Origin of the sequence: Caryophanon latum, assembly GCF_001700325.1 — a bacterium.
Classification (GTDB): domain Bacteria; phylum Bacillota; class Bacilli; order Bacillales_A; family Planococcaceae; genus Caryophanon; species Caryophanon latum.
This window is the reverse complement of the sequence record NZ_MATO01000015.1, coordinates 92,137-104,344: the sequence shown is the minus strand read 5'-3', so window position 1 is coordinate 104,344 and position 12,208 is coordinate 92,137. Positions and strand designations below refer to the sequence as shown.

Genomic DNA, 12,208 nt, shown 5'->3' with positions numbered 1-12,208 from the left:
CGAAACGGAGGAATTTTCATGCACGACTTACAGCCAACGATTGAAATTTACGGTGCGGACATTTTATGCGCAAGTTGCGTCAATGCCCCTTCTTCAAAAGATACGTACGAATGGCTCGATGCCGCAATCCGCCGAAAATATCCAGAATATTCTTTTATCATTCGTTACATCGATATTGAGAATGATCCACTCGATGCTCGCGATGCCGATTATGCTGCGCGTATTCAAGACGATGAATTTTTTTACCCGCTCGTGTTAATTAATGACGAGGTGATCGGTGAAGGCTACATCCAGTTAAAGCCGGTGTTCCAAAAGCTTGAGGAGCTCGGGTTTACAGCAGAGTAACGAAATTAATCATGTCGTGTAACTGGCAATACGCGTATTGTGGCTCGCGTTCCTGGGGCATGGCTTGAGCCTGTAGTCTCAAGCTCATACTATTCCCCAAGGAGTCTCGCCGCACGCTCCTTGCCAGTAATGTTGCATTGATTTCAGTTGTGCTGTTAAAAACAAGCGCTTTAGCTGTATAACAATGGATAAATCCACAAACATGATAAAAAACCTTTACGCCACTCCAGCTGACGTAAAGGTTTTGTTTTTAGTTTGAGTTTTGACGCTTGTACATCCACAGTAAGCCTGACTTCATTAAACGTGCAATGCGACCTGTTACTGTCGTATCTGCTAAGTGTACGAAGCCTTGCTTTTTCCCTAAAGAGCCCATGAAACCTTTTAGCTTAATTTCCGGCATTTTCTCAGGTAGTGGCTGATTCATCCAGCGCGCTTTTAATACTTTCACGACGATTTCACCTTGCGCCTCTGCAAGCTGTGCTGTCGGTGGTAAATCAGATGATGCTGCGTCTCCAATTACGTATACGTGCTCATCATCGATCAAGTTCATATATTGCGTTACAACTGGACGGTTAAATTTATCTTTTTCCGCATCCATATGACGCACGAGTTCTACTGGCTGCACGCCCGCTGTCCAAACGATTTCATCACATTCAATCACTTGGTCATTGTTGTGTACTTTACCAGGCTCTACCGCTGTCACGTTCGCCTTCGCAATAACTTCTACATCATGCTTTTCAAACCATTCTTTAATGTACTCGCTTAGCTTCTCTGGGAAGTCGCGTAAAATACGATGAGAACGGTCAAATAGTTTAATATTTAAATCTGCGCGGCTTTCACGTAGCTCACTCGCAAGCTCGATACCGCTTAATCCAGCGCCGATAATCCCTACTGTTGAGCCAGGTGGTAAACTACAAAGCTTTTCAAACGTCACGCGTGCTTTTGCGATTGTTTGAATGCTGTGCGTGTACTCTGGTGCACCTGGTACGCCGTGGTATTTATCTTCGCACCCTAACCCGATCACTAAATCATCATAATCTACAACTGTGCCGTCTGCTAGCTCAACCAGTTTTTCTTCACGGTTAATTTTTACGATTTCCCCATAAACGCATTTTAACCGTGCATTGTCTGGAAACGCTACACGTACTTCCTTATCTGTTGATGTACCTGCTGCCAGCGCATAAAATTCTGTTTTTAAGCTATGAAATGGCGTGCGATCGATTAACGTAATTTGTACGTCATTAGGTAAATGGTTTGGTAAAAGACGTAGTAATACGCGCATATTACCATATCCGCCACCTAATAATACTAAGTTTCGCATATGTTGTTCTCCTTCAATTGTGCATAGTTCACTAGTTTGTAACAAAGTTCAACTACGAGTATATAACATTGTGAGAACTTTCACAAGCGATTTACGTGTCATTTGACGTAGAAAAAAAAACAGCGTAGCATAGCGTATAGCGAGGTGACAACACGATGAATCCAATGGTAGAATTTTGCATTACAAACTTAGCAAACGGCGCACAAACTGCGTATGACATACTTGAAAATGACCCAAATATTGATGTGCTTGAGTACGGCTGCTTAAGCTTTTGTATGGAATGTGCTGAAGGGCTATACGCTGTCGTTAACGGTGATTTAGTAACTGGCGACGACGCAGATGCGCTTGTGAAAAACATTTATCAATATATTGAAGACAATCCGATGTGGTAATATCACGCTTTATGCTTTCCTAACATATACCTACAACGAGTTATGCTTAAACAATATTCGTTCAAACAAAAAGGATTGTGCTACACGTCAAGATGACGGTAGTACAATCCTTTTTCATTTATTCCTTCTCTAACTCCGCATACACCATCATGTTTTCAACAAGCATCGTCGGCGGCTGCTCTTTTGCATATGCCGCTTCTGTCGATGTAACGCCTGTGTTCACATGAATCGTATCGATGCCAAAGCGAATGCCACTTAAAATATCGGTGTCGTAGTTGTCACCGATCATGACCATATCCGACTTGTCGTAACCAAACGTTTCGGCAATGAGCTCAAGCATAACAGGTGATGGCTTGCCAATGTATGTCGGTTCAACACCTGTCACCCCTTGCACAAGTCGAGCGAGCGAGCCATTTCCTGGTAAAAAATATTGCTCAGCTGGAAACTTGACGTCCTCGTTCGTTGCGACAAATGCCGCGCCATTTTGAACCGTTTTGCACGCATCTGCAAGCGTCGTATACGTTAGTTGACGATCAATGCCCATGACAAACACGTCCGCTTCCACGCCGTCTACAAGCTGTAGCCCAACCGTTTGTGCCGCATTACGAATGCCGTCCTCCCCCATTACCCGAACGCTCGCATTCGGGTAATGGTGCTTCACGTACTGAGCGGTTGCCATCGCACTTGAATAAATGTGCGTCGCTGGTGCTTCAATGCGAAATGCACGTAACGTTTCTTGAATTTGTGCCGTCGTTTTAGACGAGTTGTTCGTCACGTAAAACGGCTCGATGCCACGCGCTTGCAGCATATGAATGTACGCAACTGCTGTGTCAATGACGTCTTTCCCTTTATAAACCGTACCATCTAAATCAAAGCAATACGCCTTATATTGTTTCATTTATTCCTTCTCCGGTAAAAACGCCGAAATTGGACCTAATTCATTTTCTAAATAGCTTTGTACGAGCGGTGAAAATTGCTTTAACGATTCGATGTTGCGCGTTAATACGTCAACTACTCGCTCGTTATCTACTGCTGTAAATTCGCGCACAAGCATTTTGCGTAACGCGACAACTTCTTTTAACGGCGCCTCCATGTCAGCTGGAATGACCTTTTCATCTAATAAAATATCGATAATGTCGTCGTAGCTACCTGGGTCACGCATTACAAAGCCGTCGATAATGACGTTGCCGACATCCATCATTGACTCCATTGCATTATGGGCAATACGTTGAAGGGCAAGCTGTGCAACCGGCTCTGTCGTCCAATTCGTCCCCGCTTCAAAAATAGCTAAAATCTCATCTAAATGCTTACATGTTTCTGTAATTTTTGTACGATCTACGAAATACATAGTAGAATCCTCCATTTCAACTGTTACGATAATCACCACGAATTTTAAGTTGCGGTGCTTTTCCTTTCTATAGTACCATAACTGTAGAATTGGTAGGTGATGAAAAATGGAACGTTTTTTCTTATATGATGACGTAGAAGATACGAAAACGCGCTTTGTGAGCTTTACAGGTCGCACGCTGCGTTACGATTTAGCGATTGTACAGTCGAGCCGCTTCTTCGGGAAGGTGCTTGTTCTTGATATGCAGTTTGGGCGCTTTGCGATTATGGGGCCAGATGATGTCGAGGAGCCTGGTTACATCGAGCACGTGTATAAACGTGAAGGTGACGAAGCAGAGGACTTACGCGAATATTTACGTGAGCTGCTGAGCTAGTTTTTATAAAAAAAGATGTGTAAAAATTCATCATGTGACTTTTACACATCTTTTTCTATTACGTTTTCAAATTGATCTTTTAGTTACTTAGAAAAAAGAAATTTCAGATTATTCACTGACATACCGACAAGTTCAACCATAATTGATCATCTCTTTATATTTTCTATGTGATTTTTTCAATATCAGCATTAAATCTCAAATATGTACTATCACTAAATACATATTTCAAGCTACTTTCAGGCAACTTCCCTATTAAATCGTTTGACTTGTATTTTATTTGATTTTCTTTACCATACTTCTGTTTGTGAAAATCACAATATTTCACTATCAATGATTTCAGATTCATATACCTCATAAATGTCTGAACACAATTAATGACACTTTCAAAATAACTTTTAATATTATCACTTAATTCTCTAACCTTATTAATTTCAAAAGTTTCTACACGTCTATCAGCATTTCTGACAAGTTTCAACTCTAGTAGCCATAATCTATATACTCCTATATTTCCTTCGATTAACTGTTCAAGAGCCCTTCTCAACTCATAAAATTCTTCTATATTTAACAGTGCTATATTTTCAATACAATAAAAATCTATAGGATAAATATATTCATCAAATTCAGTGTTATAATCCTTATCTATTATTCCAAATGCGTTTACTCCTTTCTTTCGTTCATCTTTTACTCTTCGGATTACATCACTAGAAGAGCTGCCTTTCACTTCAGAATTATCATTTCCCTTTGTACCTGCAGCATGTACTACAAAATCAGATAATTCTACCAATCCTTGATAGAAAAAATAATCTGTACCTTCAACATATACATATTTGACCATTTCCTTTGAAATTTCAAAGAATCTAGAACTATTTTCCAAAACTTATTTCACCTCTACAACCGTATTACCAGGGAATTTTTTGAAATCTTCATATACAAATGGTGCATGAGTAGCTATAAATAAAGCCTTACCTTCTGTTAAACAATGCAAATCCCATACAATCTTATTTTGATAGTTTAAAGAAATAGATAGTTCCGGTTCATCAATTAAAAACACATCTACTTCGTTAAATAATATTTCTAAAAATAAATAAGTAATTTTTCTTTCACCTGAGGAAAACTTTTCAAATGAAATACCCCTCTGTTCTTTAGAAAACTTTAAAGTTGCGTTATTGTCTAATTCCAATGTAATATTACCGTACTTCATCATAAGTTTATTGAATTTTTGAATCTTAACAAGTATTTTTTCTTTTTCACTCAAAGCTTGATTATATAGCTCTTCATCATTATTCCAAATCCACTTTTGAATTTTAGAATTAACCGATGAAATATTAATTTTAATTTTACCTATAACTTCTTCTATATCTGCCTTATCTGTAGTAATAAAATGTGCTTTTTTAGATTTTAAAAAAGTTATAATTTTATCTCTATTTTTTTCGAATTTCTTACGCTCTTTTTCATCTAAGTTATTAAATTGCAAACTTTCTTCATAGTACGATGATTTCAATTTTTGCAAATGAAATTCAACTCGATGTAGATTTGACGATACTTTTTTCACATTATCAGTAGCAAAATAAGAAAATGATGGTTCCTCGTATCTTATTAATATTCTATATTGATCCAATAAGCTTTCTAAATCGCTAAAAAAAGTTTCTAAATCCGATAAATATTCAAATGTCCTCTGGTTGTGCGAAATAAAATTTAATTTGCTGAGTATACTTTCGATTTTTCTATCAAATACAAGATGTAAATTATAAATGTCAATGTCAAAAGTTTCTCTAAGTTCTTTTCTAAGTTCAATTATATCTTTTTGAATTCTTCTAAAATATAATCGATTTACTCTTAAATACTTATTCAATTGCTGTATATTTTGTCTCTTTAAACTATTACTATTCTTAAATAAATCTACGCAATCAAAATCTCCTATATGTAGTTTTTCTAAATACATTTTATCAATCAAATCATATGCTTCTTTAGGGTCTGATTTGTGTATTAATTCATATAAAGACTCTAAGGTTTTCAGAACCCTGGTTTTCCCTCGACCATTATTTCCAAAAAACAGGGTATTTTTATTTAATTCAAAATTAACTTCTTTTTCAGTATCTTTAAAAACTAAACTAACTAAATGGTTCATACATTCTCCCCCCATAAAAAATCATAAAACTTAGCTAAATTTTACCATTAAAACAACCTATTTAAAAAGGAAAAACCTAAAAAATGCTAACGGAAAATTTTCTCCGCTAGCATTACACTCTTCATAAAGCTTGCTATTTAGAATTAAATTTCTTTTTGCTCTAGCTCTTTTCTTCAGATATTACCTCTTGCACTTCTACCGTTTCCTCGGCAACTTCCACCGGCGCTTCGACAGCAATTTTGCCGATTTTCTTTAACACGAAATACGCACAGCCAAAATTGCAATACTCATATAAGTAATCGGCAAGCGTGCTAATTTTCGTATCAAACGACGCCTTTTGATTTTTATCGTCAAAGAAGCCTTTTAAGCGCAGCTGACCGTATCCCCAGTCGCCAACGATGTAATCATATTTATTTAAAATTTCGGCGTATCGCCCTTTAAAATCTTCCTCTTTAAAGCTTTCTCGATAGTTTGTGATCAGCTCATACTCAAATCCATCTACTATTACGTTCAAAGCATCTCACCTCATTAACTAATTTCGCTCGTTTGTTCCCCTTGGCGTTGACGCTCTTTCGCAGCAGCATTCACTTGCTCATCAGCATGGTAACTGCTTCGCACAAGCGGTCCTGCCTCGCAATGGCTAAACCCTTTTTCCATCGCAATTTTGCGCAGCTTGCCAAACTCTAAAGGCGAATAATATTTTTGTACTGCAATATGTTTTTTTGTTGGCTGTAAATATTGACCAATCGTCATAATGTCGACGTTGTTTGCACGTAAGTCGTCCATTACTTCAAGTATTTCCTCCCACGTTTCGCCTAAGCCAATCATGAGCGACGATTTTGTTGGCACGTCCGGCTGCATTTCTTTTGCGCGGCGTAAAAATTCAAGTGAGCGATCGTATGTAGCACGTGCGCGAACTCTCGGTGTTAAACGGCGCACCGTCTCGATATTATGATTTAAAATGTCTGGCTTTGCATCCATTAATAGCTGTAAATTTTCCTCGATGCCACCCATATCTGAAGGTAATACTTCAATTGATGTAAACGGCATACGTCGGCGAATCGCACGAACTGTTTCTGCAAATACGTTTGCCCCGCCGTCCTTTAAGTCATCACGCGCAACCGCTGTGACAACGACGTGCTTTAAGTTCATTAGTTCAACTGAATCTGCAACGCGCTCTGGTTCTTCTAGATCAAGCTCTGTCGGTAATCCTGTTTTCACTGCACAAAAGCGACATGCGCGTGTACAAACAGCTCCTAAAATCATAAACGTTGCAGTACGGCGCTCACCCCAGCACTCGTGAATATTTGGGCAACGTGCTTCCTCGCATACAGTATGCAAGTTTTTATCACGCATTAATTTTTTTAACCCTTTATACTCGTCATTTGTGTTCAATTTGATTTTAAGCCATTCCGGTTTACGTACGTGTTCTTTTTTCCCTGTTTGTAATGTCGGTTTACAAGATGTCATACTCCCGCCCCCATTGCTTTTTGTATCATTCATTGAAGCCAATGTAACATATTTTCAACATGCTCAACAAGTAGTATATCGTCCTACGTAATATTCTCTCTACAAAATAAAAAGACGAGCAGCACTGTATGAGCGCTGTCGCCTGCTGTTTTACACGTCCGATGTATATGTATATGATAAATCGACTGCTTCGATCGTCACTTCTGCGTGCTGCTGTAAATTGCATTCATACGTTGCCGCTAAATGCTGCCCGTTCTCTTCAAAAATGCGCACCCACGGCATGCCTGGTGTCGCCGTATTTTGACGTGAAATGACACCACGGCGCCCATCGCTTAGTAATACGACACTACCATTTGGATAATGCATGACCGTACGTTTAAGTGCATCGACGACTTTCGCATCATACAATGTCCCTTTGCCGCTTTCAATAATTTTGATTGCTTCGTATGGCAACATTTTGTCGCGGTACACACGGTTTGACGTCATCGCATCAAACACGTCCGCCACTGCAATAATTTTTGCGTACGGATGAATTTCGAAGTCGACAAGTCCGCGTGGATAACCGCTGCCGTCCAGTCGTTCATGATGCTGGAACGCACAGTGCGCCACAATGAGCGACATCGTATGCAAGTTGCGTAAAATATCAAAGCCATGACGTGCATGCGTTTTCACTTCCTCGTATTCCGCATCGGTTAAACGCGTCGGCTTTTGTAACAGCTCTGTACGAATCGACATTTTACCGACGTCATGTAAAATTGCCCCTAGACCAAGAATATGTAGCTCATTCGCGTTATAGCCCAGCTCTCGACCAATTGCTAGCGCATATAACGACACTTGAAACGAATGCTGGTAAATGTATTCATCGTATAAATACGCATCTGTTAACACCGTCAAAATTTCCTTACTATTTAAAATCGTATCTAATAAATTATCGACTAATGAATTTAGCACTTTCGCTTGCTTCTCAATGACGAAAGATGCTTTTTTTCCTTCCATTTTACGAATGCTATCAAATGATTGCGTAATATTTGCAACCACTTGCTGACGTACTTTAACCGGTACTGTTTCCTCAATCTCAATGCCTGCTGTGAGTTCATCATCAATGTACGTATATTTTATATTTAATTGCTTTAACCGATCTAACATTGTCGGTGAAACTTTGACGCCTCTTTGTAATAACGGATGTCCAGCTTCATTCCATATTGTACGCCCAATGATCATTCCTACTTTTAGCGTATCAATTGAGATCAACCGCATCGTATATCGCATCCTCTCTAGTATAGAAGTAACTATTTCTTATTATAGCCGCTAATTTAATATTTAGAAATACGTAATACAACGCTTAAATAAATATTTTTTGCGCATAATGTTTGAAAATATCGCGTAAAAAATAGGGCAAAATGTACTCTTTCGGCGCATACTTGAAGCTCGGAAAAAAGAAGCCAAACGTATACATATCAAGCGTTATAAGCTTATAATACTTCTTCGGATCAACGACTTGCCCGTTCACTTCTAGCTCGTGATAGGTATTTAAACTCATTTTATAGTGGAGCATTTTACCTAGAATGACACCACGGAAGCCAAGCCCTTTCATCTCTTTACGCGGCCATTCCTCGTTAAATGACTGCAAATATGCCTCCTTTAGCTGTGCGCCGCTAAGTTCCACAACACATACGTTAATCGGATGCGGCAAAATGCGGTGCAAATCGTACGCGGTCACATCACCTTCGTGTAAATCATCCTTGAAAATGCCGGCATGAAACATTGCACAGTCGCCCTCAATTTGCGCAAATAATGCTTCCGCAAAAAAGCGTGATAGCTGTGAGTGATGATACCATTCCTTATTGAAAAACTTCGGCAAGTGAAAGAGCGGTTCTTGCTGTTGATTTCGCGCCTCCTCAATTAATGCGACTTCAAACGCCGCGTCGTCCTGCTCTTTCGGTAACTGTGAACAATCGAGCAATCGCGTATTACGATAGACAATTTTGCGCTGTGCTTCGTCGTATTGGAGCGTCAATTCGCCAATATATTGCCCGTACTTGCCACCACCTGTTAGTAGCACACCATGATGCACTTCACCGTGTAAAAAGACGTGATGAGTATGCGCACCAAAAATGACGGTTAGCTCTGGGCATTCCTGTGCGAGCAGTTCGTCCTCATAGCGCCCTAAATGCGACAAGCAGACGATGAAATCTACATATGGCTGTAGTGCCGTCGCCTCATCAATAATCGCCTGACGCGGCTCTGTCGTCTCCCAGCCGAGCTTGTCGTAAAATAGACGGAAATCGGCTGTTGCAGAAACGAAACCAATTTTCGTCCCTTGCGCCGTTGTATAAATCGTCGAACGCTTTAGCCATGATGGATTGAGCTGATTTTTACTTTCTAAATTGCCGACAATGACTTCAAAGCTCGCCCCGTCATATAGCGTCTTTAAATCGTCATGGTCAAGCGTAATGCCTTCGTTGTTACCAATCGTTACAATGTCGTAGCCCGCCTCGTTTAACAACGTCACATTGCCTTTTCCGAGCGTCGCCTCTGTAAAAAAGTTCGAGCGATCAATATGGTCGCCTAAATCAACGACGATGAGCTCCTCACCTTGCATGCGCGTTTCTTGACGTTGTTGCTGAATAAAACGTGTCATTTGCGGCCAATATGTAAAATGGCTATGCACGTCATTTGTATGTAATATGCGAATAGTTTCTTTATTCACGCTGCGCCCCCCTTTTCAAATTAACCGATTAACCCAATCATAACAGAACGAATCCCCATGATGAGTAGCACAATGCGCAAAATAACAACAAGTGTTTTCGACTGCAATTTTTTGCTCGTCGACGCGCCAAGCTTCCCACCAATATATCCACCGATAATGACTGGTAACACTACTGCCCACGGAATGTTGCCAAGCGCCATATGACTTCCTGCATTCACAAGTGATGATAAAAACACAAGCAGCATCGACGTCGCCACCGCAATATGTGGCGGGAAATGAAATAGCACGAGCAGCGCCGGCACAAGCAGCGCACCACCACCAATGCCGAACATGCCAGACAGCGTACCGACAACAAATGACAAAATGAGCGCAATACTAATCGGGTAACCGTACGTATATGTCGCCCCTTGCTTATCGGTAAACGTCCTCGTCTTCGCTCGCTTCACGAAAAAATCAATCGGCTTCATATAATCACGAATAAGCATAATCGTCGCAAGCACAATGAGCAGCACACCGAAAAATAAATTGAATGAATCCACATTAAAGCGACCGTTTAACATCGCACCAACAATGGCTCCTGGTGCTGCCCCCGCAAAAAAGAGCAGCCCTGCTTTATAATCGACAAACCCTGACTTCATGTACGAAATCGTCGACGCAAGCCCTGTAAAAATCATCATCATAACCGACAAGCCAACAGCAGACTGCGGTGTGAGCGGCGAAATCCAATCGGTCGCGCTACTAATAAACAGCGCACCGGGCACTAAAATAACGCCGCCACCTAGCCCAAGCAGCGCACCTAAAAATCCTGCGCAAATCGCAATGACCGCTAATATAAACGCTCCCATCAAAACTCCCCTTCAAATAAATCAATTTGTTTCGGCGACAAATGCGTATACGTAATGTTCATCATCTGTTGAAACTGTTTCGCATTTTTTGCCGCATGCCCACCTGAGTTGTTGTTAAAAATAACGAAAACGTGCTGTGCATCATGCTCAAGTGTTTTCGTATGTTCAACAAGCTGCATCAGCTCTGCATCGTTATAATCATAAAGCGTGCGCACCTTTCGCCAATCTGCGGCACTGCCAATATTACGCCAGCCGTGCAAATTGCGCCCATGAATGCGTAAAAATGCCTTCTCATGCGTCGCAACCGGCACGAGCGGCACCGAGCCACTGCCTGCTTGCGGCTCATCACAGACGACGTGAATGAAACGTTGCTCACGTAAAAATGCAAGCGTACGCTCACGATATTGCTCTTGATACCACGTTTCATTGCGAAACTCGATCGCTACCGAATAATCGACGAGCTGCTGACGCAAATAACGCAAATACGTAATGTTTTCCTTTTTACAGTCGAACCACGGTGGAAACTGCGCTAATACACATGCAAGCTTGCCGTGCTTCTCGAACGCATCGAGTGCCGTACGATAGGCGTTGAACATATCATTTCTCGTCTCAAACGGCACATCGTCACCGCGCTGATGCCCAGTAATGCCTTGATACGCCTTCACGATAAACTGAAAAGCATCCGGCGTCTCGCTGCACCACTTGTCTATCGTCTCCGGGCGCGGGATTGCATAAAAGGACGTATCCAGCTCCACGCATGGAAAATGTCCGCTATAATCGAATAGTTTGTCACGCGCGGCAGTTGCCTCGCTATACAATAAAGGGTGATCGCTCCACCCCGTAGCACCAATATAAATCAATGCCCACGCCTCCGTTCAATGTTATTTTTTATATGTTGATTAGCCTTGCTTTTACTGGTCGCGTATTGCGGCTCGCTTTCCTGGGGCGTGGCTTGAGCCTCCTCGACACTCCTACGTCGTGTCTGTGGGGTCTCAAGTCTCACGCTTTTCCCCAAGGAGTCTCGCCGCTACGCCACCAGCTACAACGTTCGTGTACAAATTAAAATATAAAATTAAACACTGATTATGCTAGCTGTCAGAAGGCTAATCAACATTTCCAGCTTACTTCTTTATTTCAGCTCGCACTGTCTAACACCTATACTAACTCGAAAATTCATCTTTGTATTCAATATGAAATGTATCTCTATTTAGCTGAATTGAATATACACTCAAACTTATTACAGATGAAATTCTTGTTGCAACATGTTGCTCGTAAC

General features: G+C 40.9%; 14 protein-coding genes. 3 read left to right on the top strand and 11 right to left on the bottom strand.

Features of this window, described 5'->3' with window-relative positions; translation table 11 throughout:
• The first annotated feature begins 18 nt into the window (after positions 1–18).
• Positions 19–345: a YuzD family protein gene (locus tag A6K76_RS04285; protein ID WP_066462456.1), complete on the top strand. Its 327-nt coding sequence runs from the start codon at positions 19–21 to the stop codon at positions 343–345.
• A gap of 250 nt (positions 346–595) precedes the next feature.
• Here the strand turns inward: A6K76_RS04285 and A6K76_RS04280 are convergent, their stop codons facing one another.
• Positions 596–1,666, bottom strand: a complete 1,071-nt coding sequence (locus A6K76_RS04280; protein WP_066462455.1) for an NAD(P)/FAD-dependent oxidoreductase — start codon at positions 1,664–1,666, stop codon at positions 596–598.
• Positions 1,667–1,821: 155 nt separating this feature from the next.
• Here A6K76_RS04280 and A6K76_RS04275 point away from each other — a divergent pair, with 155 nt between their 5' ends.
• Entirely contained in the window at positions 1,822–2,058 is a 237-nt protein-coding gene (locus A6K76_RS04275; protein WP_066462454.1) for a YuzB family protein, read from the top strand.
• Positions 2,059–2,176: 118 nt separating this feature from the next.
• Here the strand turns inward: A6K76_RS04275 and A6K76_RS04270 are convergent, their stop codons facing one another.
• Together A6K76_RS04270 and A6K76_RS04265 are read right to left on the bottom strand one after the other, a co-directional pair.
• The gene (locus A6K76_RS04270; protein WP_066462453.1) at positions 2,177–2,956 is read right to left on the bottom strand and encodes a TIGR01457 family HAD-type hydrolase; all 780 of its coding nucleotides are present in this window, start codon (positions 2,954–2,956) and stop codon (positions 2,177–2,179) included.
• Positions 2,957–3,406 (bottom strand): DUF86 domain-containing protein, encoded by a 450-nt coding sequence (locus A6K76_RS04265; protein WP_066462452.1) that lies wholly within the window; start codon positions 3,404–3,406, stop codon positions 2,957–2,959.
• Between the two features lie 106 nt (positions 3,407–3,512).
• Between A6K76_RS04265 and A6K76_RS04260 the strand changes: the two genes are divergently transcribed.
• Positions 3,513–3,779, top strand: a complete 267-nt coding sequence (locus A6K76_RS04260; protein ID WP_066462451.1) for a DUF3055 domain-containing protein — start codon at positions 3,513–3,515, stop codon at positions 3,777–3,779.
• A gap of 163 nt (positions 3,780–3,942) precedes the next feature.
• On the opposite strand, the gene A6K76_RS04255 is transcribed toward A6K76_RS04260, so the two are convergent.
• The 8 genes from A6K76_RS04255 to A6K76_RS04220 form a co-directional block, all read right to left on the bottom strand.
• Positions 3,943–4,653: a hypothetical protein gene (locus A6K76_RS04255; RefSeq protein ID WP_066462449.1), complete on the bottom strand. Its 711-nt coding sequence runs from the start codon at positions 4,651–4,653 to the stop codon at positions 3,943–3,945.
• A gap of 3 nt (positions 4,654–4,656) precedes the next feature.
• On the bottom strand, positions 4,657–5,907 hold the full coding sequence (locus A6K76_RS16905; RefSeq protein WP_211271734.1) for an ATP-binding protein: 1,251 nt from the start codon (positions 5,905–5,907) through the stop codon (positions 4,657–4,659).
• A 160-nt stretch (positions 5,908–6,067) separates the two neighbouring features.
• Complete coding sequence (locus A6K76_RS04245; RefSeq protein ID WP_066462447.1) at positions 6,068–6,421, bottom strand: YutD family protein; 354 nt, start codon at positions 6,419–6,421, stop codon at positions 6,068–6,070.
• A 14-nt stretch (positions 6,422–6,435) separates the two neighbouring features.
• Positions 6,436–7,377: a lipoyl synthase gene (lipA, locus tag A6K76_RS04240; RefSeq protein WP_066462445.1), complete on the bottom strand. Its 942-nt coding sequence runs from the start codon at positions 7,375–7,377 to the stop codon at positions 6,436–6,438.
• A 150-nt stretch (positions 7,378–7,527) separates the two neighbouring features.
• A complete protein-coding gene (locus A6K76_RS04235) occupies positions 7,528–8,634 on the bottom strand; it encodes an HD-GYP domain-containing protein (RefSeq protein WP_066462440.1) in 1,107 nt (368 codons plus the stop codon).
• Positions 8,635–8,719: 85 nt separating this feature from the next.
• Positions 8,720–10,087, bottom strand: a complete 1,368-nt coding sequence (locus A6K76_RS04230) for a bifunctional metallophosphatase/5'-nucleotidase (RefSeq protein WP_066462439.1) — start codon at positions 10,085–10,087, stop codon at positions 8,720–8,722.
• Positions 10,088–10,107: 20 nt separating this feature from the next.
• Entirely contained in the window at positions 10,108–10,932 is an 825-nt protein-coding gene (locus A6K76_RS04225; RefSeq protein WP_066462438.1) for a sulfite exporter TauE/SafE family protein, read from the bottom strand.
• A complete protein-coding gene (locus A6K76_RS04220) occupies positions 10,932–11,792 on the bottom strand; it encodes a DUF72 domain-containing protein (RefSeq protein WP_066462437.1) in 861 nt (286 codons plus the stop codon). Before A6K76_RS04220 ends, A6K76_RS04225 begins: the two co-directional genes overlap by 1 nt.
• Between the last annotated feature and the right edge of the window lie 416 nt (positions 11,793–12,208).